The organism is Cellulomonas sp. NPDC055163 (genome assembly GCF_053607065.1).
On sequence record NZ_JBSGSU010000002.1, the window covers coordinates 227445 to 249157 of the forward strand.

Annotated in this window: 20 protein-coding genes; 2 read left to right on the top strand and 18 right to left on the bottom strand. The window is 75.5% G+C overall.

The features are described 5' to 3' along the window. Positions 1 to 3 precede the first annotated feature (3 nt). The gene (locus ACWFNE_RS04705) at positions 4 to 780 is read right to left on the bottom strand and encodes a TetR/AcrR family transcriptional regulator (RefSeq protein WP_452121306.1); all 777 of its coding nucleotides are present in this window, start codon (positions 778 to 780) and stop codon (positions 4 to 6) included. 127 nt (positions 781 to 907) lie between these two features. On the opposite strand from ACWFNE_RS04705, the gene ACWFNE_RS04710 reads away from it, so the two are divergent. Next, positions 908 to 1903, top strand: coding sequence for an NAD-dependent epimerase/dehydratase family protein (locus ACWFNE_RS04710; protein WP_452121307.1), 996 nt, complete (start codon positions 908 to 910; stop codon positions 1901 to 1903). A 211-nt stretch (positions 1904 to 2114) separates the two neighbouring features. On the opposite strand, the gene ACWFNE_RS04715 is transcribed toward ACWFNE_RS04710, so the two are convergent. The 5 genes from ACWFNE_RS04715 to purN all read right to left on the bottom strand — a co-directional run bounded on the left by ACWFNE_RS04715 (position 2115) and on the right by purN (position 6230). Then, complete coding sequence (locus ACWFNE_RS04715) at positions 2115 to 2939, bottom strand: ABC transporter permease (protein ID WP_452121308.1); 825 nt, start codon at positions 2937 to 2939, stop codon at positions 2115 to 2117. Next, complete coding sequence (locus ACWFNE_RS04720; protein WP_452121309.1) at positions 2936 to 3718, bottom strand: ABC transporter ATP-binding protein; 783 nt, start codon at positions 3716 to 3718, stop codon at positions 2936 to 2938. Before ACWFNE_RS04720 ends, ACWFNE_RS04715 begins: the two co-directional genes overlap by 4 nt. Positions 3719 to 3980: 262 nt before the next feature. After that, positions 3981 to 4823: a DUF4097 family beta strand repeat-containing protein gene (locus ACWFNE_RS04725; RefSeq protein WP_452121310.1), complete on the bottom strand. Its 843-nt coding sequence runs from the start codon at positions 4821 to 4823 to the stop codon at positions 3981 to 3983. Between the two features lie 97 nt (positions 4824 to 4920). Next, positions 4921 to 5463, bottom strand: coding sequence for a histidine kinase (locus tag ACWFNE_RS04730; RefSeq protein ID WP_452121311.1), 543 nt, complete (start codon positions 5461 to 5463; stop codon positions 4921 to 4923). A 104-nt stretch (positions 5464 to 5567) separates the two neighbouring features. Further along, entirely contained in the window at positions 5568 to 6230 is a 663-nt protein-coding gene (gene purN / locus ACWFNE_RS04735; protein WP_452121312.1) for a phosphoribosylglycinamide formyltransferase, read from the bottom strand. Positions 6231 to 6269: 39 nt separating this feature from the next. On the opposite strand from purN, the gene ACWFNE_RS04740 reads away from it, so the two are divergent. Further along, positions 6270 to 6836 carry a hypothetical protein gene (locus tag ACWFNE_RS04740; protein WP_452121313.1) on the top strand — a complete coding sequence of 189 codons (567 nt, stop codon included), beginning with the start codon at positions 6270 to 6272 and terminating at the stop codon, positions 6834 to 6836. Between the two features lie 9 nt (positions 6837 to 6845). Here ACWFNE_RS04740 and ACWFNE_RS04745 read toward each other — a convergent pair whose 3' ends face one another. From ACWFNE_RS04745 to ACWFNE_RS04800, 12 genes are all read right to left on the bottom strand, one after another. Further along, complete coding sequence (locus ACWFNE_RS04745) at positions 6846 to 8174, bottom strand: cell division protein PerM (RefSeq protein ID WP_452121314.1); 1329 nt, start codon at positions 8172 to 8174, stop codon at positions 6846 to 6848. Between the two features lie 123 nt (positions 8175 to 8297). After that, the gene (gene sucD / locus ACWFNE_RS04750; protein WP_452121315.1) at positions 8298 to 9197 is read right to left on the bottom strand and encodes a succinate--CoA ligase subunit alpha; all 900 of its coding nucleotides are present in this window, start codon (positions 9195 to 9197) and stop codon (positions 8298 to 8300) included. A 50-nt stretch (positions 9198 to 9247) separates the two neighbouring features. Next, entirely contained in the window at positions 9248 to 10429 is a 1182-nt protein-coding gene (sucC, locus tag ACWFNE_RS04755; RefSeq protein WP_452121316.1) for an ADP-forming succinate--CoA ligase subunit beta, read from the bottom strand. A gap of 131 nt (positions 10430 to 10560) precedes the next feature. Continuing rightward, positions 10561 to 11013, bottom strand: coding sequence for a hypothetical protein (locus ACWFNE_RS04760; RefSeq protein WP_452121317.1), 453 nt, complete (start codon positions 11011 to 11013; stop codon positions 10561 to 10563). Between the two features lies 1 nt (position 11014). Continuing rightward, entirely contained in the window at positions 11015 to 11644 is a 630-nt protein-coding gene (locus ACWFNE_RS04765; protein ID WP_452121318.1) for a hypothetical protein, read from the bottom strand. Further along, positions 11641 to 13476 carry a hypothetical protein gene (locus tag ACWFNE_RS04770; RefSeq protein WP_452121319.1) on the bottom strand — a complete coding sequence of 612 codons (1836 nt, stop codon included), beginning with the start codon at positions 13474 to 13476 and terminating at the stop codon, positions 11641 to 11643. Before ACWFNE_RS04770 ends, ACWFNE_RS04765 begins: the two co-directional genes overlap by 4 nt. A gap of 317 nt (positions 13477 to 13793) precedes the next feature. Continuing rightward, positions 13794 to 16730: a DNA helicase PcrA gene (gene pcrA, locus ACWFNE_RS04775; protein ID WP_452121320.1), complete on the bottom strand. Its 2937-nt coding sequence runs from the start codon at positions 16728 to 16730 to the stop codon at positions 13794 to 13796. Between the two features lie 283 nt (positions 16731 to 17013). Beyond that, positions 17014 to 18594 carry a methyl-accepting chemotaxis protein gene (locus ACWFNE_RS04780; RefSeq protein WP_452121321.1) on the bottom strand — a complete coding sequence of 527 codons (1581 nt, stop codon included), beginning with the start codon at positions 18592 to 18594 and terminating at the stop codon, positions 17014 to 17016. A gap of 85 nt (positions 18595 to 18679) precedes the next feature. Continuing rightward, the gene (locus ACWFNE_RS04785; protein WP_452121322.1) at positions 18680 to 19162 is read right to left on the bottom strand and encodes a DUF456 domain-containing protein; all 483 of its coding nucleotides are present in this window, start codon (positions 19160 to 19162) and stop codon (positions 18680 to 18682) included. A 10-nt stretch (positions 19163 to 19172) separates the two neighbouring features. Continuing rightward, complete coding sequence (locus tag ACWFNE_RS04790; protein WP_452121323.1) at positions 19173 to 19523, bottom strand: hypothetical protein; 351 nt, start codon at positions 19521 to 19523, stop codon at positions 19173 to 19175. A 58-nt stretch (positions 19524 to 19581) separates the two neighbouring features. Continuing rightward, a complete protein-coding gene (locus tag ACWFNE_RS04795) occupies positions 19582 to 20238 on the bottom strand; it encodes a LuxR C-terminal-related transcriptional regulator (protein ID WP_452121324.1) in 657 nt (218 codons plus the stop codon). After that, complete coding sequence (locus tag ACWFNE_RS04800; RefSeq protein WP_452121325.1) at positions 20235 to 21713, bottom strand: ATP-binding protein; 1479 nt, start codon at positions 21711 to 21713, stop codon at positions 20235 to 20237. The genes ACWFNE_RS04795 and ACWFNE_RS04800 overlap by 4 nt, the downstream gene beginning before the upstream one ends.

The window sequence follows — 21713 nt, forward strand, 5'->3', positions numbered from 1 at the left end:
ATCCTAGCCGAGGTCCGCTGCGGCCCCGCGGTCGGCGCCCGCTCCGAGGTCGACGTGCAGGCCGATGCCGGCGGACGCGGTCGCGATGGTCACGTCGAACAGGCGGTCCGCGTCGACCGCGACGTTGTGCAGGTGCCCGAACAGCTCCGCGGTGATCGCGCCCACGAGGGTCGCGAACAGCGACATCGACCGGGTGAGGGCGAGCGCGACCTCGGTGGGCACCTCGTCCTCGGCACCGAGGCCCGCGAACGCGTAGACGTCCGGCTCGACGAGCCCGCGGGGGTCGTAGACCGGGCCGGCGGGACGCAGCGAGCCGTCGGCGTGCGCCGCGACCAGCACGACGACGAGGACGGACCACAGGCGCAGCGCCGGGGCGACGGTGTCCGCGGGGGCGCGGTAGCCGCGGACGGGCGTGCCGTAGACGAGCTCGAAGGAGTGGGGGTTCGTGGCCGCCCACGAGCGCACCGCACGCGCGGCCTCGAGCCAGCGCTGCGCCGGCGCGTCGCCCCGCAGCTCCGCGGCCCGGGCGGCCTGCTCCGCCGCCGTTCCCACGGCGTCGTACGCCTCGACGATGAGCAGGGTCAGCAGCGCGTCGCGCGACTCGACGTAGCGGTACACCGCGGAGGACGCGACGCCGAGGTCGCGCGCGACGGCACGCAGCGACAGGTTCGCCGCCCCCTCGGCGACGAGGTGCGCCCGGGCGCTCGCGAGCAGCTCCGTCATGATCTCGGCGCGTGCGCGCTCGCGGGCGCCGCGGGGCGCGCTCGTGGGCTTCGTCATGCGTCCGAGCATGCTCGACAAGAGCGGTGCACGCAAACGCGAGCACCGCTCTTGACATCCGCAGACAGGAGCGGAAGCATCATTCACAGACGAGAGCACCGCTCTCACTTGTGGAACGGAGCACCTCATGGCTCGGAACGTCGTCGTCGGCAAGGGACCCATCGGCTCGACCCTGGCCCGGCTGCTCGCCGACGCGGGGCACGACGTCCTCGTGCTGAGCCGCTCCGGCGGGCCCGCGGCCCGCACGACCGCCGCGGGCGGCAGCGTCGAGCACCGTGCTGCCGACGCGACCGACGCCGCCGCCCTGACCCGCGCCGCGCAAGGAGCCGCCGCGCTGCACAACTGCGTGAACCCGCCGTACCACCGGTGGACCACGGACTGGCCGCCTGTCGCGTCGGCGCTCATCGCCGCCGCCGAGGCCACCGGCGCGGTGCTCGTCGTCGCGGGCAACCTCTACGGCTACGGGCGCGGCACGCAGCTCATGCACGAGGACTCCCCGCTCGCCACGACCGAGACCAAGGGGACCGTGCGCGCCGCGATGTGGCACGAGCTGGAGCGGCGCCACCAGGGCGGCACTCTGCGCGCCACCGAGGTGCGCGGGAGCGACTACGTCGGCCCCGGCGCGCAGGCGCACGCGCACGTCGGGCCGCGCATGCTCGAGCCGCTGCTCGCCGGGAAGCCGCTGTACCCCATCGGCTCGGCCGACACCGCACACTCCTGGACCTACCTGCCCGACTTCGCGCGCGCCCTCGCCGCCGCCGCCGAGACCGAGGGCGCCTGGGGCCGCCCCTGGCACGTCCCGTCGCCCGAGCCGCTGACCTACCGCGAGGTCGCGACGCGCTTCGCGACCGCCGCCGGTGCGCCGACCCCGCGGATCCGGACCGTCCCCCTCGCCGCCGTCCGCGCCCTCGGGCTCGTGAACCCGATGATGCGCGAGGTCCACGCCATGGGCTACCAGTTCGTCGAGCCGTTCGTGCTGGACGCGACGGCCTCCGAGCGGGTTCTCGGCGTCACCCCGACCCCGTGGTCCCGCGTCGTCGAGGAGACGCTCGCGGCGTGGCGAGCCGACTCCGCCGACGCGGCGCGCGCGCGAGGCGCGGGGACCGGGCACGCCGCCGCGTGACGCCCCGGACCCGGTGTGCGGCGGGACACGACGTGTCCCGCCGCACCGGCGGCCAGGTGGACGGCGGCGCACCCCGCCACCGCCCGGCCGGGTAGGGGCGCGCCTCGCCACCGGCCCGGCCGGGTAGGGGGGCGCACCCCGCCACCGGCCGAGCCGGGCGGCGGCCCGCACGCCGACGGGTGCAGCCGGCAGAGGGTGAGCGGGAGGGGCGTCAGCGGCGCTCCCGGCGGTACAGCCCACGCGCCCACGCGTAGCCGCCGACGCCGATGAGCACCGACCACCCGAGCGCGAGCAGCGCCGTCGAGACGTCGATGCCGGTGCCGGCGAGCAGCCCGCGCATCGTCTCGATCACCGGCGTGAACGGCTGGTACTCGGCGAACCAGGCCACCGCCGGCGGCATGGTCTCGACGGGCACGAACCCGCTGCCGAGGAACGGCAGCGCGGTCAGCAGCATCGGGGTGTTCGACGCCGTCTCGACCGACTTCGCGGCGAGCCCCATCGCGACGCACAACCAGCTCGTCGTGAACGTGACCACGACGAGGAGGCCGGCGAGCGCGAGCCAGTCCAGCGACCCCGCGCCCGGGCGGAAGCCGAGCGCGAGGGCGAGGGCGAGCACCACGAGCACCGCGAGCAGCCCCTGGACGACGGTGCCGAGCACGGGCCCCCCGAGCACGGACGCCGGCGAGATCGCCATCGTCTTGAACCGCGCCATGATCCCGCTCGTGGCGTCCATCGCCGCCGTGATCGCGACGCTCTGCGCCGCCCCGACGACCGCGAACAGCAGGATCGCCGGGGTGATGTAGTCGAGGTACGCCGCCCGGCCATCGGCCCCGGGATCGACCCCGGGTGCCACGCCGGCGCCGAACGCCCCGCCGAACACGAACACGAAGAGCAGGAGCAGGGCGATCGGGATGCCGACCGTGAAGCTCGTCAGGCCCGGGTAGCGCGCGGCGCGGAGCAGGTTGCGGCGCAGCATCGTGAGCGTGTCGGCAACAGGACGGGGGCCCGCGGTGGGGAGCAGGGTCGCGGTGGTCATGAGGCCACCTCCTTCGGGGTCGTCGGGGTGCTGGAGGAGCCGGTGGACGGCTCCGTGAGGCGCAGGAAGACGTCGTCGAGCGAGCCGGCGTCGTGCGCGGCCTTGAGGTCGTCGGGCGCGCCCTCGGCGACGATGCGTCCGCCGTCCAGGACAGCGACGCGGTCCGCGAGCCGGTCCGCCTCCTCGAGGTACTGCGTCGTGAGCAGGATGGTCGTGCCGCCCGCCACCAGGGCCCGCACCTCGTCCCACAGCGTGCGGCGGCTGCGCGGGTCGAGGCCTGTGGTCGGCTCGTCGAGGAAGACCACCGCGGGGCGCCCGACGAGCGTCATCGCGAGATCGAGCTTGCGGCGCATGCCGCCCGACCACGTCGACACCGGCTTTCCGGCCGCCTCGGTCAGCCCGAGCTGGGCGAGCAACTGCTCGACGCGCTCGCGCGCCTCGCGCCGGCCGAGGTGGTGCAGCGCGGTCATGAGCCGCAGGTTCTCGGTGCCCGTGAGCAGATCGTCGACCGCGGACGCCTGACCCGTGACGCCGATCGCGGCGCGCACGGCCCCGGGCTCCGCCACGACGTCATGACCCGCGACGTGGGCACTGCCGCCGTCCGGGCGCAGCAGCGTCGAGAGGACCCCGACGGTCGTCGTCTTGCCGGCGCCGTTCGGGCCGAGCAGCGCCGTGACGGTACCCGGCTGGACGACGAGGTCGACGCCGTCGAGCACGGTCTGGTCCCCGAAGGACTTGCGCAGACCGCGGAGCGCGATCGCAGGAGCTGGTGCAGGCATGGCGGTGTCCCGTCTCGTGGTGTGGGAGGTGTGGGTGGTGCGACGTGGCCGCGACGCCCGGGCGGGCGGGGCCGGATCAGGGCAGGGCCGAGCCAGGTCGGGGCGCGTCCGGGTCAGGAGCGGCCCGGTCGGGCGGGAGCAGTCAGGTCGGGCGGGAGCGGCCCGGTCGGGCGGGAGCAGCGAGGTCGGGCAGGAGCAGCCCGGTCAGGCACCGTCAGGCCAGGGCAGGGCGGCCCGGGCCCGACCGGCGAGGACGGTGGCGTCAGGGGCGGCGCACGATGACGTCGCCGTAGCCGGCGCTGGCGCGGATCTCGGCCGTCGGCTGGTCGCCCACCGGGCCGTCGGTGGGGAGCAGCTGGTTGCGTGCAGTGCCGTGCTCGGAGGAGACGTCGAGCCACGCCGCCGTGCCCTCCGGCACGCCGACCTCGATCGTCCCGTACGACGTCGTGAGCGTGACGGCGCCCTGCTCGACGCGCTCGACGCGGATGCCGGCGGACGCGGCGGTCGCGGTGAGCGTGCCGCGGACCCGTCCGACGGTGATCTCCCCGTGCGCTCCGGTGACCTGCAGCGATCCGGTGACCGAGCCCACGACGGTGGGCCCGTTGCTGGCGCGGATCGTCCCGTCGCCGGTGAGCTCGGCGATGCGCACGGAGCCGGCGGACGCCTTGACGGACGTGGCTCCCGTGCTCCGGCCGACGACGGCGGACCCCGCGGAGACCTTGAGGTCGAGCCGCCCGGCCTCGTCGACGCGCGCGTCGCCGGCGGTGACCTGCGCCTCGACGGCACCGAGGCGCCCCTCGGCGTAGAGGGTGCCGGTCCGGCCGCTGAGGTCGGACCCGGCGGGCAGCTCGACCGTGACGGCGATGCTGCCGGCGGCGAACGGCACGTACTGCTTCCAGGCGGGCGGGCCCGTGATCGTGAGGGCGCCGTCGTCGTGCCCGACGCGGACCTCGTCGGCCGTGCGGACGTCGCCCGCCTTGGCGGCGTCGGCGGGCAGCACGGTCACGACGACGTCGTCGCGGTCACCGGCGACGACGTGCAGGCTGCAGCCCACGGGAAGGTCGACGACGACGGGAAGGGGGGCAGGAGCAGGGAACGTGGGCATGACGACTCCAGGGCATGGGCGGCGTGGACCGGGTCGGGCGGACCCGGGTGGTGACGTGCGACGTTCGACGTGCGGCGTTCGACGCGGCGGGGTCGGGTCAGTGCACCCAGCCGGTGAGGCGCGTGCCGCCGCGGGGCTCGGCGCGCGCCTGTGCGGCCGGCGGGTCCGCGGGCTGCTCGAGCGCCGCGGCCACCGCGCGCACGAGCCAGGTGTTGACGGAGAGGCCGCTCCTGGCGGCGGCGAGCTCGACCTGGGACTTGAGGTGGTCGGGCAGGCGGAGCGTGGTGCGCGTCGTGCCCCCGGTGTCGAGGTCGGGTGCCGCAGGCAGCGCGGTGGCCGTCGGGGCGGCCGGCCCCGCGGGCGTCCAGGTGGGCGACGGCGCCACCTCCGGGCGTGCGACGGGGGCCTCGACGACGAACTCGGGGCCACCGCTGCGCAGGCGCACGTCGACCGAGCCGGGTGCGAGCTCGGCGGAGATCTCCCCCGCGGCGGCGGTCAGCGCGTCCAGCAGCACGAGCCGCACGGCGGCGTCGAGCGGTGCGGCGAGTCGTCCTGCGAGCTCACGGGCGTCCTGGCCGGCGGCGTCGGCGGCCGAGGCCAGCCGGTGCTGCAGGTCGTCGACGTAGGGGGTCAAGTCCATGACGCCATCATGACACCATGCGTGGTGTCATGACAAGAGCGACAGGGCGTTCTGTGGTGTCACATCGACGCGCGGCGACACCACGCGGCGTCGGACCGGGTCGGTCAGCTCCCGGAGCCGATCCTGACCCGACGTCCGTCGATGGTGAGTCCCTCGCGCGCGACGCGGCCCACGACGTCGACCAGGAGCTCGCGCTCGACCGTCTTGATCCGCTCGTGCAGGCTCGCCTCGTCGTCGTCGTCGCGGACGTCCACGGCGCGCTGGGCGATGATCGGGCCGGTGTCGACGCCCTCGTCGATGAGGTGGACCGTGCAGCCGGTGACCTTCGCACCGTGCGCGAGCGCGTCGCGCACGCCGTGCGCGCCCGGGAACGACGGGAGGAGCGCCGGGTGGGTGTTGACGACCCGGCCGCCCCAGCGGGCCAGGAACGGCGCCCCGAGCAGCCGCATGAAGCCGGCGCTGACCACCAGCCCCGGGCTGAACACGGCCACCGCCTCGGCGAGCGCGGCGTCCCACGCGGCGCGGTCGTCGAAGTCCCCGGGCCGGACGACGACGGTCGCGACCCCGGCCGCACGAGCCAGCGCGAGCCCGCCGGCCTCCGGCTGGTCGCTCACGACACCGACGACGCGCGCACCGTACGCGGGGTCGGCGTGCGCCGCGAGCAGCGCCGCGAGGTTCGAGCCGGTCCCGGAGATCAGGACGACGACGCGCGTCGAGGTCGGCAGGACGTCGGGGCTGGGGGTGCGGGGCGGGTTCGGAGCGGGCACGCGCCGACCCTAGCGCCCGGGATGCGCGAGAATGCTCGGGTGAGCAACCCGTACGCGCCGCCGAAGGAGGGTGCCGCGCGTCCGGACCTGCGTCCCGAGACCCCGCGCGCACCGCGGAACCCCGGCGGCCGCCCGGGTGGGTCAGGTCCGCACGGACCCGGCTCCCGCCCGCCGGCACCGCCGCGCGAGCCGCCGGACCCGGACCAGGTCCGCCGCGCGAGCCGTCAGCTGCTGCACTTCTGGCTGCTCGTGCTCGGGGCCGTCGTGACGTTCGGCCTTCCCCTGCCGTGGAAGGCGGGCGCCCTCGTGCTCGTGGGGGCCGCGCTCGTGGTCGGGGGGCTCGCGCTCGTGACGACGTGGCGGGCACGCCTCCCCGGGCTCATGCTCCCGATGATCGTCGCGGGGCTCGGCTTCACGGGCCTGATCGGGGCCGCGCTGCTCGGGACGATCGCGATGTGGCCGCTCGTGCAGGACCGCGAGGAGTGCCTCCGCGGTGCTCTGACCGTGAGCGCCCAGGCCGAGTGCGAGCACACCTTCCAGGACGGGGTCTCGGAGCGGACCGTCGACCTCGAGCAGATGATGCGGAGCCGGCCCAGCGGCGGCTGACGAGCCCCGTCAGCCCTCGCGGGAGCCCTCTCCCGCCGCTCCGCTCTCCGCGCCGTCGCGCGCACCCCGCCGCCACGGCGCGTCCCGCAGCGCGTCACGCACGAGCGGCTCCGCCGGGAGCGTGACCAGCAGGGCGCCGACGGCGACCCCGAGGGCCACGACGCCCCCGACCGGTGCCCAGGCCGCGCCGACCTCGGCCATCCGACCCGGGCCGACCGATCCGCTCGCGAGCGACACGAACCCCGCCGCGCACGCGCCCGCGGCGAGCCCGGCCGCTGCGCCGGCGACCAGCACGTCGCGGGCACGGACCGGGACCGTCCGCCGGTGCAGCCACCAGCCGGCGACACAACCGGCCAGCACGAGCACGACGGGAGCGGCGACGAGCGCACCGCCGGCCATGTCGGGCTGCGGCAGCGCCCCGAGCAGGGGCAACGCGGGGATCGGGCCCGGCACGACCTCGGCCGTCGTGAACGTCGTGCCCGCCCCGAGGTGGAACCCGGGCCCGGCGAGCCAGGTGAACGCCCACACCACCAGGTTCGGGAGGAACGCCAGCTCCGCCAGGGCCAGCACTCCCCCGCCGACCGCGTCGAGGTCGAGCGCCTCGATGACGTCGGCGATCGTCGCGCGCCCCGCGAGCACCCACAGGACGGTGACCAGCGAGGCGGCGGCGAGCACGAGCGCCACGGCGAGCACCCCGGCGGGCACCCCCGCACGCACCGCGGCCGGGACCCGCGACCACAGGGGCCGGGTCAGCCCGCGCAGCGGGGGCGCCTCGGGCCGGCGCGCGAGCCCGGTCGCGAGCCCGAGCCCCGACACGACGAGCGCGCCCGACGCCGCGAGCACCACGTGGCCGAGCGACGCCCGCACGAGCAGCGACAGGACCACCGCGACGACGACGTAGCCCCCGACCCCCGCGGCGAGCGCGAGCGACGTCGGGTACCCCGAGCGACGGGCCGACGCGTGGCACGTGTACAGCGCGAGCAGCGTGAGGCCGAGCGGCACGAGCGTCACGACGTCCGTCCCCACCGCGAGCGGGACACCGTGCGCGAGCAGCCAGAGCCCCGTGCCGAGCTCGAGCGAGCGCGTCCAGGGCACCTCCGCGTTCGACGGGTCCGCCGACGTCACGACGTACGCCGCGACCGCGGGGAGCACCACCACGAGCAGCGACAGGATCGCGCCCTGGAGCCCCGCGAGCAGGCCGGCGACCCAGCGGGCCGGTCCCTCGCCGTCGCCGCGGCGCGAGGCGCCGAACCGGGAGGTGCCGTCGTCGGCCGTGAGCAGCTGACGGCGCACGCGCTGGAGCCGCTCGGTTCCGGTCGGGGTGCTCACGGGGTCCATCGTCGCTGCCGATCGGCCCGCGGTGCGCCAGGCGGCACGGCGTGCCGGGAATGTCGCGCGGACGCCGACGGCGCCGCACCCCCGCGAGGGCACGGCGCCGTCGGCGCTGTCAGGTGCGGTGTGTCAGGAAAGCAGCTCCCGCGCGAGCGCCGCCGTCTCGCTCGGCGTCTTGCCGACCTTGACCCCGGCGGCCTCGAGGGCCTCCTTCTTGGCCTGCGCGGTCCCGGCCGAGCCGGAGACGATCGCGCCGGCGTGGCCCATCGTCTTGCCCTCGGGCGCGGTGAAGCCGGCGACGTAGCCGACGACCGGCTTCGTGACGTGCTCCTGGATGTAGGCCGCGGCCCGCTCCTCGGCGTCGCCGCCGATCTCGCCGATGAGCACGATGAGCTCGGTGTCGGGGTCGGCCTCGAACGCCTCGAGCGCGTCGATGTGCGTCGTGCCGATGATCGGGTCCCCACCGATGCCGATGGCCGTGGAGAACCCGAAGTCCCGCAGCTCGTACATCATCTGGTAGGTCAGCGTGCCCGACTTCGACACGAGGCCGACCTTGCCGGGGCCCGTGATGTCCGCCGGGATGATGCCGACGTTCGACTTCCCGGGGCTGATCAGGCCGGGGCAGTTCGGGCCGATCAGCCGCACGCCCTTGTCCTGCGCGTACGCGAAGAACTCGGCGGTGTCGTCGACCGGCACGCCCTCGGTGATGATGACGACGAGCGGGACGCCCGCGTCGACGGCCTCGACGACCGCGGCCTTGGTGTGGGCCGGCGGCACGAAGATGACCGACACGTCGGCACCGGTCTGCGCGACGGCCTCGGCCACGGAGCCGAACACGGGCACGGACACGGTCGCGGCGTGCGCGCCCGAGCCGGTCGGGAACTCGACGGACGTGCCGGCCTTGCGCGGGTTCACGCCGCCGACGACCATCGTGCCGCTCGCGAGCATGCGCGTCGTGTGCTTCTGGCCCTCGGAGCCGGTCATGCCCTGGACGATGACCTTGGATGCCTCGGTCAGGAAGATCGCCATGTCTGCTGTTCTCTCGTCTCTCGCGTCTGCGCGGGTAGGGGCGGCCGGGCTCAGGCGGCGGCGTGCGCCAGCTCGGCGGCCTTGTCCGCGCCGCCGTCCATGGTCTCGGCGAGCGTGACGAGCGGGTGGCCCGCCTCGGCGAGGATCCGCCGGCCCTCAAGCACGTTGTTGCCGTCGAGGCGCACCACGAGCGGCTTGGTCGCGTGGTCCCCGAGGATCTCGAGCGCCGCGACGATGCCGTTGGCGACCGCGTCGCACGCGGTGATGCCGCCGAAGACGTTGACGAACACGGCCTTGACCTGCGGGTCCGAGAGGATGATGTCAAGGCCCGCAGCCATGACCTCCGCGGAGGCGCCGCCCCCGATGTCGAGGAAGTTGGCGGGCTTGACGCCACCGTGCGCCTCGCCGGCGTACGCGACGACGTCGAGCGTGCTCATGACGAGCCCGGCACCGTTACCGATGATGCCGACCTCGCCGTCGAGCTTGACGTAGTTGAGGTCCTTCGCCTTCGCGGCGGCCTCGAGCGGGTCCGCCGCGTCGGCGTCCTCGAGCGCGGCGTGGTCCGGGTGACGGAACGCGGCGTTGGTGTCGAGCGTGACCTTGCCGTCGAGCGCGACGATCTCGCCGTCCTCCGTGAGGACCAGCGGGTTGACCTCGACGAGCGTCGCGTCCTCGTTCTCGTAGACGTCCCAGAGCTTCTGCAGCACCGCGGCGACCTTGGGCGCCACGTCGGCGTCGAAGCCGGCGGCCTGCACGATCTCGTCGGCCTTCGCCGCGTCGATGCCGGTGCGCGGGTCGACGGCGACCTTCGCGAGGGCCTCGGGCCGCTCGACCGCGAGCTGCTCGATCTCCATGCCGCCCTCGACGCTCGCCATGGCGAGGTAACGCCGCTCGGCCCGGTCGAGCAGCACCGAGAAGTAGTACTCCTTGGCGATCCTCGCGCCGGCCGCGATCATCACGCGGTGGACCGTGTGGCCCTTGATGTCCATGCCGAGGATGGCCTCGGCGTGCTGCGCGGCCTCGTCGGCCGAGCGCGCGAGCTTGACGCCGCCGGCCTTGCCGCGGCCGCCCGTCTTGACCTGGGCCTTCACCACGACGACGCCGGGCTGGCCGCCGAGCAGCTGCTCGGCGCCCGCGCGGGCCTCCTCGGGGGTCGTGGCGACCACGCCGCCGAGCACGGGAACGCCGTGCTTCTCGAAGATGTCACGTGCCTGGTACTCGAACAGGTCCACCTGGCTTGGTCCTTCCGTCGACCCGCGATCGCGACCTCGTCTGGCCGCAGCGCCCCGTCGATCGTAGCCGTGGATCACAAGTATCTTCACATCGAGAGATGTCGGCTGGGCCACACCTCCCGGTCCCGGCGTCAGGACGCCGAGCGCGCCAGCAGCAGCACGGCGAACAGGAACACGACGCCGACGACGCCCCAGACGATCCCCGCGACGACCATGACCGGCCCCGCGAGCCCCGCCGCGCTGCCGCCCTGCGACAGGCGGACGTCCGCCGGACGGGCCGGGTCGACGTAGACCGTGAGGCGGTCCCCGGGGTGCACGAGCAGCCCGCTGCGCCGGACGGTCGAGACGCCCTCGACGCGCGTGGCGCGCAGCCACGAGCCGTCGGGCGCCGGGTAGTCGAACGTGACCCGGTTGGAGCGCGTCGCGTTGCTGAAGTCGACGACGACCGCCTCGACCGGGACGAGCCCGGCCGTCGTGGAGCGGCGGCGCGTGGCCAGGCCACCGACGACGAGGGCGACGGCCGGCACGAGCGTCAGCACCATGACGACGACGGCGAACAGCCCGAGCCCGGGACCGGCCGCCACGTCAGGAGACCGCCAGCGAGCGCAGCGCCTCGAGCGACGTCGAGCCGTCGAGCTCGCCGCCGGGCGCGAAGGCGATCGCGAGGACGACCGTGCCGTCGGCCGTCTCGAGCCACAGCCCGAGCGCGTCGACCTCCGTGGTGCCGCCCTCTGCGAGCGCGACGTCCTCGGTCCAGGTGGCGACGACCGAGGACTCCGAGCCCGGCCACTCGACCGGCGAGCGCACGTAGTCGGACACCGACGGGTCGATGGTGCGGGACTGCTCGGTCGACCAGGACTGCTCGACGGCACCGGCCGGGGCGTCGGCCTGCCACGTCACCTGGATCGCGGGCACCCCGCGCTCCGTCGCGTCCGGCATCCGGACGAGGACCTGCTCGGCACCCGGGATCTCGGTGCCGCCCGGCTCGGTCGTCGAGCCCTCGGGCGCCCGGAACGAGCCGTACCCGCCGAGGTCGATCTCCTCGCCGGTGCCCTCCGCCGGGGTCAGCTCCGAGGGCGCACCGGTCGGGGCCATGACCGAGGCGGCCGTGGGCTCCGCGGTCGACCCCGTGCCCGGCGACGACGCGGGTGCCGGCTCGTCGGCGGAGCACCCGGTGACGGCGAGCACGGCCACCGCGGTCAGTGCGAGGCTCACGCGGCGCACTCGGTCCACGGCTGCCACCCCAATCCGTTGAAGAAGTAGGCGTCGCCCGAGGTCACGGTCGACGTCGAGTTCTCGAACGTCCCGCCCAGCGCGACGGGCCCGACCTTACCTCCGGCCTGGATGCCGAACGACGTGTTGGTGTCGAGCGTGACGTCCTGGCGGGTCATGATGCCGCGGTCGCGTGCGGCGCCCGTGAAGGTGGTGAACGCGTCGTACGCGCTCGCCGCCCGCTGGCCCGGTGTCCCCGGCGGGATGATGCCGGTCGCGCCGAGCAGGTCCAGCGCGATGCGCTCCGTCTCCGGGCCGGTGAGCTCGACCGACGCCTCGAGCAGGCTGCCGCCCGACGGGTGCTCGTTGAACGTCTCGCCGAGGAACACGTTCTCGGCGAACGCCTTCGCGTCGCCGACCGCCAGCGCCTGCGTCGAGACCTTGACCGGGTTGCCCTCGGAGTCGACGGTGACCGCGACCATGACCTTCATCTCGCCGCCGGCCTGCAGCTGGGAGCTTGTGATCGGGTCGTGACCCGTCAGGGCGGCGCTCCCGCTGATCGTCGAGGTGTAGTACACGGTCGTCTCGCCGGTCTTGACGTTGACGCGCGAGCCGAGCGCCGTCGCGGCGGCGCCCTTGACCGCGCCGCCGTTGACGATCCCCGCGGCGCTGGCGCTGCCGTCGCCACCGATCCCGGCCTGGCCGTAGACCTCGTCCGGGGCGGGCGGCGTGTAGCTGTCGCCGGTGAGCCAGTCCCAGACCTCCTTGCCGGCCCAGGCCGCACCCGCCGCGATCCCGCCGACCGGGCCCGTGCTGCTCAGCCCGGCCTGGAGCGTGGCCCAGTCGCGCTGCTCCTTGAGGAAGTCGACGAGCTGGTCCTTGCCCGCCTCGTCGACCACCCAGGTCGCGCCGCCCGCCGCCTCGACGTACGCGGAGCCGGACAGCTGCGCCTCGCCGCCGTGGATGTAGTCGTCGACCGTCACGCTCACCCCGCCGCCGAGCCCCTCGGTGACCCCGACGCCACCGGAGCCCTCGGCCGAGACCCGGTACGTGCCGTCGGACATCTTCTCGACGCGGATCATGCCGCCGCCCTTGACCGCGATGAACGTGACCGCGACGGACGCGTTGCGCTTGTCGGCGGTGTTCTCGAGCACGCAGGCGTTCGTGGGACGGTGCTTCTCGGCCTCGACCGGCACACGGCTGCCGCAGCCGCCCTGGCCCGCCGTCGCGATCTGGCACAGGCCCCAGCGCACGTTGTCGCCGAGCCACGAGCCCCGCGGGCCCACGACCGCGACGATCGCGACCACGAGGATCGCGGCGACCGTCGCGCCACCGAGCGTCTCGAGCGTCGAGGCGCCGGCGTCGCCGCGCAACGACGCCGAGCGGGCGGCGGCCCCGTACCCGCTCGTCGCGGGGTCACGCGCGGGCGGCACGACGAGGGCGCCGGCCGCGGGGGCGAGGGTCCAGAGCAGCAGCGTCGAGAGGACCGCGCCGACCCCGAGCCCGCTCGACGCGCTCGCCGCCGTCGCCGCGGCCGCCGCGGCGCCCAGCAGCAGCACGACCACCGCTCCCGCGAGACCTCCCGCGACCGCGCTCGGCAGGGCGCCCGGACGCGTCGTCGTGCTCCCGCGCCGGCGCATCACGAGGGCGGTCACGACCCCGCTCGCAGCGAGCACGAGCACCTGGAGCGCGAGCACCACGGTCGCCGCGAGCAGCCCGTCCGTCCGCAGCAGGCCACCCGCGAGGAGCGGGAGCACGGTCACCGTGGCCACGAGGTAGGCCACCACCCCGCTGACGGCACCCGCTCCGGCCGCCCGTGCATCGATCGACGTCATGTCCACCCTTTCGCCGCGCTCACCCTAGGGCGAGGCAGGGTCCGCGACGAAGGGCCCCGGGACCTGGCCGTTCACCCCGCATGAGCCCCTGGGCCCACGCGGCGTGCGCGGAGCACGACGCGCGGTGGTGCCGGCGGGCTCCGGTGGCCGCGGTGTGCACGGCGCGGTGTGCACGGCCCGGCGCGGTGTGCCCGGCCCGGCGCGGTGTGCACGGCCCGGCGCGGCGAGCACGGCGCGGCGCGCTCGGCACCGCGCGGTGTGCGCGGCGAGCACGGCGCGGTGTGCGGGGAGCGGGCGCCGGGCCCGGCGCGGCCCGGTCAGAGCTTCGTGACGGGCGAGAACCGCAGCAGCAGCCGCTTGGTCCCCTCGGTGCCGAAGTCCACCTTCGCGACGGCGTTCGGGCCCGAGCCCTCGAGCGCCACGACCGTGCCCATGCCGTACGCGTCGTGCGTGACCTTGTCGCCGAGGGCGAGGCTCGGCACGGCGGCGTCCGGGCGCGGGGTCGCGGAGCCGAACCTCGGTCCGTCCGCGGCCGCCGACCCCGACGCGCTCGGCGCGGTCGAGCGCGCGCGCGACGACGCCGCGCCGCGCGCCCCCTGGCCGGAGCGGGCGCTCCCGCTCGAGCCGTAGTACCCGCCGCTCGACGCCGTGCCGGAGCGCGAGCCGCCGGACCCGTACCCGCCGGAGCCGTAGCCGCCTGACCCGTAGCTGCCGGACCCGTAGCCGGAGCCGCTGCCCGGGCGCCGCAGCACGTCCATGCTCGACTCGCGCCGGCGCCAGTCGACGAGGTCGTCGGGGAGGTCGTCGAGGAACCGGCTCGCCGGGAACTCGTTGGGGACGCCCCACGCCGTGCGTACCGCGGCGCGCGAGATGTACAGCCGCTCCCGGGCGCGCGTCAGGCCGACGTACGCGAGCCGGCGCTCCTCGGCGAGCTGGTCGGTGTCCGCGAGCGAGCGCATGTGCGGGAAGGTGCCGTCCTCCATGCCCGTGAGGAACACGACGGGGAACTCCAGGCCCTTCGCGGTGTGCAGCGTCATGAGCGTCACGACACCCTGGTCGGCGCCGCCCTCGCCGTCGCCGGGGATCTGGTCGGAGTCCGCCACGAGCGAGACGCGCTCGAGGAAGTCCGCGAGACCGCCCTCGGGCTCGGACTCCTCGAACTCGGACGCCACCGCGTGCAGCTCGGAGAGGTTCTCGACGCGCGAGGCGTCCTGCGGGTCCTCGCTCGCGCGCAGCTCCGCGAGGTACCCGGACCGGTCGAGCACCGCGCCCAGCACCTCCGCGGGGCCGGCACCCGAGTCCACCAGCGCCCGCAGCTCGGCCATCATCGTCGCGAAGCCGCGCAGACCCGTGACGGCCCGCGTGCCGAGACCCGGCACCTCGTCGAGCCGCTCGAGCGCCGCACCGAACGAGATGCGCTCGCGCTCCGCGTACGCGCTGACCATCGCCTCCGAGCGGTCGCCGAGCCCGCGCTTCGGGACGTTGAGGATGCGGCGGACGTTGACGTCGTCGTCGGGGTTCGCGAGCGCGCGCAGGTACGCCACCGCGTCCTTGACCTCGCGCCGCTCGTAGAAGCGCGTGCCCCCGACGACCTTGTACGGCAGGCCGACGCGGATCAGCACCTCCTCGAGCGCGCGGGACTGCGCGTTCGCCCGGTAGAACACGGCGACGTCGCCGGGGCGCACGCCCGCGGAGTCCCCGAGGCGGTCGATCTCCTCGGCGACGAACCGCGCCTCCTCGTGCTCGTTGTCCGCGACGTACGCGACGATCTGCGCGCCCGCGCCGGAGTCCGTCCAGAGCCGCTTGGGCCCCCGGCCCGGGTTGCGGCTGATCACGGCGTTCGCCGCCGAGAGGATCGTCTGCGTCGACCGGTAGTTCTGCTCGAGCAGGATCGTGCGGGCGTCCGGGTAGTCGGCCTCGAACTCGAGGATGTTGCGGATCGTCGCGCCGCGGAACGCGTAGATCGACTGGTCGGCGTCGCCGACGACCGTGAGCTCGCCGCGCAGCTCGTCGTGCCCGGGCTCCACCGATCCGGCCTCCACCGACCCGCTCGCCGCCGTACCGTCCGCGACCCCGCCGCCCGCACGCGCACCGGCTGCGTCGCCTGCACCGTCCGCCGCCGCACCCTCGGCCGCGCGCCCCGCCGCCCCGACGCCCGCGAGCTCGCGCACGAGCGTGTACTGCGCGTGGTTGGTGTCCTGGTACTCGTCGACCAGCACGTGCCGGAACCGCCGGCGGTAGTGCTCCGCGACGGCCGGGAACGCCTGCAGCAGGTGGACGGTCGTCATGATGAGGTCGTCGAAGTCGAGCGCGTGGGCCTGGCGCAGCCGGGTCTGGTAGCGCTGGTACACCTGCGCGAGCACCGCGTCGAACGAGCCCGCGTCGCTCGGGGCCGTCGCCGCGAACGTCTCGGGGTCCACGAGCTCGTCCTTGAGCGCCGAGATCTTGGCCCCGAGCGCCTTGGGCGGGTACTTCTTCGAGTCGAGGTCGAGCTCGCGCGCGACCATCGTCAGCAGGCGCTGGGAGTCGGCGGAGTCGTAGATCGAGAACGTCGACCGCAGGCCGAGCGTCGCGGCCTCCTTGCGCAGGATCCGCACGCACGCCGAGTGGAAGGTCGAGACCCACATCATCCGGGCCTGCGGGCCCACGATCGCCTCGACCCGCTCGCGCATCTCGGCGGCGGCCTTGTTGGTGAACGTGATCGCGAGGATCTCGCCGGGGCGGGCCTGGTGGGTCGCGAGCAGGTGCGCGATGCGGTGCGTGAGCACCCGGGTCTTGCCCGAGCCTGCACCGGCGACGATGAGCAGCGGGCTCCCGCGGTGCAGCACGGCCTCGCGCTGCTCGGGGTTGAGGCCCTCGAGCAGCGTGTCCGGGTCCACGCGGGGGCGCCGCGGGCCGCGGGCGTGCTCGTCGTCGCGATGGTCGCGCCCGCCGCCGTCGTGGTGGTCGCGGCGGTCGCCTCCGCCGCCGTCCCTCGCCCCGGCACCGCGCCCTGGCTCCGAGCCGGCGCCGTGCACCCGGCCGTCGTCCGGCTCACCGTCCCCGCGGACCGGGCCGGGCAGCGCGACGTCGTCGGGCGTCCCGTCGGGCACGTCGAGCGTCGCCTGGGTGAACGACCGCCCGCGCGCCCCCGGGGCGCCCGACCCGGCGCCGGGCCCCGCTCCAGGCCCGCGCGAGGGCGCGGCGGCGGTCGGACGGGCGAGGTCGGCTGCGCCGAACCCGGGCAGCGGGAGGTTCTCGAAGAGCGACGTCATGGCACCACCAGCCTAGGCAACGCCACCGACAACCCCGTACACGCACCGCCGCGCGCCCGTCCCCCGCACCGCCGGCACGCCCTGCTCGCGAGGCGTCACCGCCCGCCCCGCACGGCCCCTGACGTGCGGTGCGACGCCGGCGCAGCCTCCGCCCGCCGCCGGAGCCGCCTCCGCCGCCGGAGCAACCTCCGCCGGCGCGGCCCCCGCCCGCCGCCGGCGCAGCCCCTGCCTGCCGCCGGCGCAGCCCCTGCCGTCCGCCGGCCCACGCGGAGCCCGTCGGAGCTCAGCCCTGGAGCACCTGCACCGACTCCTGCAGCCGCCGGCTCGTCGCCTCGAGCTCGCGCGCCGCGTCCCGGATGCCGTCGAGGTCACCCGTCGTGCGGGCCGTGGCCGCCTGGACGTCGCTCAGCGTCGCGACCATGCCGCGCCCGCTCGTCGCGACGTCCGCGACCGCGTGCGCCATGGCGCTGGTCGTCGCGGTCTGCTCCTCGACGGAGCCGGCGATCGTGCCCTGGTAGTCGTGGATCTGGTCGATGATGCGGGCGATCTGCGCGATCTCCGCGGCGGCCTGGTCGACCGCGCCCTGGATGCCGTCGACGCGCGCGGAGATGTCGCCGGTCGCGCGCGCCGTCTCCTGCGCGAGCTCCTTGACCTCTCCCGCGACGACCGCGAACCCCTTGCCCGCCTCCCCCGCGCGGGCGGCCTCGATCGTGGCGTTCAGCGCGAGCAGGTTGGTCTGCTCGGCGATCGCGGTGATGACCTTGACGACGCTGCCGATCTGCGCGGAGGAGTCCCCGAGCTGGGCGACCGTGCGGTTGGTCCGCTCGGCCACCTCGACCGCCTCGGCGGCGATCTTCGCCACGGCGTTCGCGTTGGCGGCGATCTCCGCGATGGAGGCGCCCATCTGGGTCGTCCCGGACGCGACGGCGTCGATGCCCCCGCTGACCTCGTGCGCGGCGGTGCTGGCCTCCGCCGTCCGCTCCGCCGACCCCTCGACGACCGAGCCCATCGCGTCGCTCGTCTCCGCGAGACGCCCGGCGGCCGCGCGCACGTCCCGGGCGACGTCGGTGACGCTCGCCGCGACCGCGGAGGTCCGGTCGAGCGTCGCGTTGAGCGCCGCCGCGAGCCGGTCGAGCTCGGTCGCGCCGCGGCCGGTGTCGAGGCGCGCCCCGAGGTCGCCGCTCGCGAGCACGCCCGCGGCCACGCCGATGGGGCGCACGATGCTGCGCGCGACGACGAGGCTCAGGCCCACGACCAGTGCGAGCACGAGGGCGGAACCCACGACGAGCCCGCGGGCGTCCGCGACCGCGGCACCCCGCACGTCGTCGACGTACACGCCGGAGCCGACGACCCAGCCCCACGGCTCGTAGCCCGCGACGTAGGAGATCTTGGGCTGCGGCTCGTCGGCGCCGGGCTTGGGCCACTGGTAGGCGACGAGCCCCGCACCGTCCGCCTCGACGACCTCGACCATCTCGACGAAGAGGTGCTTGCCGTCGGGGTCCGCGTTCGCGGTGAGGTCCGTGCCGTCGAGCTCGGGCTTCATCGGGTGCATGACCATCGTCGGGCCCATGTCGTTGATCCAGAAGTACTCGTCGCCCGAGTACCGGAGCTCGCGCACCGCTGCGATCGCCTGACCCTGCGCCTCGGCCACGGTGAGCTCACCCGACGAGGCGCGCTCGCCGTACGCGGCGACGACACCGACGGCGGTCTCGACCACCGCGCGCGTCGCGGCCTGGCGCTCCTCGAGGATCCGGCCCTCGGCCTGCCCGACGGCGAGCGTCACGACGGCGACGAGGCCGAGCGCGGTCACGACGACCAGCGCCAGGAGGCGTCCACGGATGGACAGCGAGGCGAGTCTGCTCATGAGGGGCTCCACGACGTCAGGGGATGTCGACGCCCTATCGCCCGGGCGGCACCGGGTGTGAGCGACCGCACCCGATGTCACCCCCTCAGGTGACGGTGACCGCGAGCGCCCACGCTCCGGCGGCGACGAGCGCCCCGGCGAGCTCGACGAGCAGGGTGATCCCCGTGGCCTTGAGCGCCGCGACCGTCGCGGTCCACGCCGCGCGGTGCTCGCGCCGGCGCACCCGCTCGGCGGCGTAGACCCCGAGCACGAACCCCAGCGGCAGGCCGACGACCGGGACCACGAAGAAGCCGACCACCCCGAGCACGCCGCCCCACACGAGCGTCGCGTTGCGCACCCCGGCGACCTTGAGGTGGCGCCCCGCGAGCAGGTACTTGCCGACCGAGGCGGCGGCGATCGCGAGCACGCCGACGGCGAACGTCACCCACGCGACCGCGCCCCCGGTCTCGCCGGCCCACACGAGCACCGCGCCCAGGATGATCAGGCTCCCGGGCAGCACCTGCACGACGACGCCGACGAGGCCGACGAGGATGGCGAGCCCGACGACGACCTCACCGACCGGGTTCACGCGCGGCCCCTCAGCGCCACAGCACGGCGATGGCGACGTTGAGCGCGGTGAGCCCCGCGATCGCGCCGAGCAGACCGGTCGTCACCTTGGCCGGCTTGCGGGCACCCTGCACGACGAGCGCCGTGACGACGACCGCGACGAGCAGCTTGACCGCGATCTTGGAGTTGTCCGGCTCGCCGACGTCCGCGGCCCCCGAGGACGCGAGCCCGACCATGAGCACTCCCGTCACGAGCGCCGTCAGGATGCCGTGCAGCGCGCCCCTGGGCAGCACGCGCTCACGCATCGTCGCGAGGACGCCGCCGAGCACGAGGGCCCAGCCGACGAGGTGGAGCACGAGCAGGACGTAGTACAGGGTCGTCATGCGCCACACCCTAGGCGGTGGCGCACGGACGCGGCGGGCGGGCCCGGGGTCGTCGCCGTCAGAGCAGCCGCCGGGCCGCGGCCCAGCGCGTGAGCTCATGGCGCGAGGAGAGCTGGAGCTTGCGCAGCACCGCCGAGACGTGGGTCTCGACCGTCTTGATCGAGATGAACAGCTCGCTCGCGACCTCCCGGTAGGAGTACCCGCGCGCGATGAGCCGCATGACCTCGCGCTCGCGTGCCGACAGCCGGTCGAGCTCGTCGTCGCCGATCGCCACGTCGCCCGCGGCGGTGCCGAACGCGTCGAGCACGAAGCCCGCGAGCCGCGGGGAGAAGACGGCGTCGCCGCCCGCGACCCGCTGCACGGCGTCCGCGAGGTCGGCACCCGAGATGGCCTTCGTGACGTACCCGCGCGCGCCGGCGCGGATCACCGCGACGACGTCCTCGGACGCGTCGGACACGGAGAGCGCGAGGAAGCGCGTCTCCCCGAGCAGGTCGGTGCACGTGCGGATGACCTCGGCGCCGCCGCCCCCGTCACCCCCGGGCAGGTGCACGTCGAGCAGCACGACCGGCGGGCGCAGCGCGCGCACGACCCGCACCGCCTCGTCGACCGACGCGGCCTCGCCGACGACCCGGACACGGTCGTCGAGCGACGCCTTGACCCCCGTGCGGAACATGAGGTGGTCGTCGACCAGGACCACGTCGACCGGTGCGCTCATACGGATGCCTCTCTGGTGGTGCCGGCCGCGCCGGACGCCGTGGGTGGCGCACCGGGGCCGCGGGGCGGCGCGCCGGGTGCGGGGGTCGGGGGGACGACGGCGGGGGGCGGCGCCGGGGTGGACGCGGCGGTCCGCTGGTCGGGCGGGGCGGCAGGGTCGTCGTGCGTCCCGTCGACGGGCACGCACAGGTGCACCTCGGTGCCGTCCTTCGACCGGACGGTCGCCGTACCTCCGCGCCGGCGCACCCGCCCGAGGATCGACTCGCGCACGCCGAACCGGTCGGACGGGATGGTGTCGAGGTCGAAGCCCTCGCCGCGGTCGCGCACGAACACCTCGACGACGTCGGGCCGGACCTCGAGGTACAGCGACACGGGCGGGCGCCCGTGCACCACGGCGTTGACGAGCGCCTCGCGCGTCGCCTGCAGCAGAGCCTCGGTCGCCGCGTCGGGCACCCGGTCACCCACGACGACCGTGTCGATGGTCACGACCTCGCCCCCGGGGCCGGAGCGCCCGTCTTCGACCTCGGCGACGATGGCCCGCAGTGCCGCGGCGACCGACGTACCGGGCGCGGGCCGGTCGTCGTACAGCCACTCGCGCAGCTCGCGCTCCTGCGCGCGCGCCATGCGAGCGACCTCGGCGGGGTCGTCCGCGCGCGCCCGGATCAGTGCGAGGGTCTGCAGCACGGAGTCGTGCAGGTGGGCGGCGATGTCGGCGCGCTCCGACTCCCGCGCCCGCGCCGCCCGCTCGTCGCCGAGCTCGCGCACGAGCCGCAGCCACCAGGGCGCGATGACGAGCGCGACCCCGGCGAGCACTGCGGCCGCGGCGATCGTCGACTGGACGAGCGCGCCCGGCGCGACCTCCTGCGCGACGAGCAGCAGGATCCCGACCCCGGTCAGCACGAGGCCCCCGACGAGGCGCAGGACGCTCACGGGCATGCGGCCCCCGCCCGCGCGCTCGCGCCACCGCCCGCGCTGCACGGAGTCGAGCTGGCTCCACACGAGCCCGGCGCCCGCGAGCAGGATGATCGACGGCACGACCCACGTCATGCCAAGCTCGGCACCCTGCCGCGTCGCGACGAGCGCGCCCGCACCGACGAGCAGCACGATCGCGACGGCGATGTCCGTCACGGGCCAGCGCGCCGCCGCGCCCTCGGGGCCGAGCTGGCGCTGCGCGAGCCGGGTCAGCGTCGCCGGCCGGACCTCGCCCGCCGCGGCTGCCGGGTCGCCCGTGGGGACCGTGAGCCACAGGAACAGGTAGAAGGGGACGCCGAGCCCCACGAGCGCGAGACCGACCAGTGCGAGGCGCACGTGCGACACCCGCACGTCCAGGTGCGCCGCGATCCCGAGCGCGACGCCGCCGAGCCGCCGACCGTGGGGCGGGCGGCGCAGCGGCAGGCGCACGACGCCGGCACCGGGGGCCCCCCGGGGCACACCGGGCGCCGGCGCCCGGCCGGCCGGGGCAGGAGAGGTGCTCAC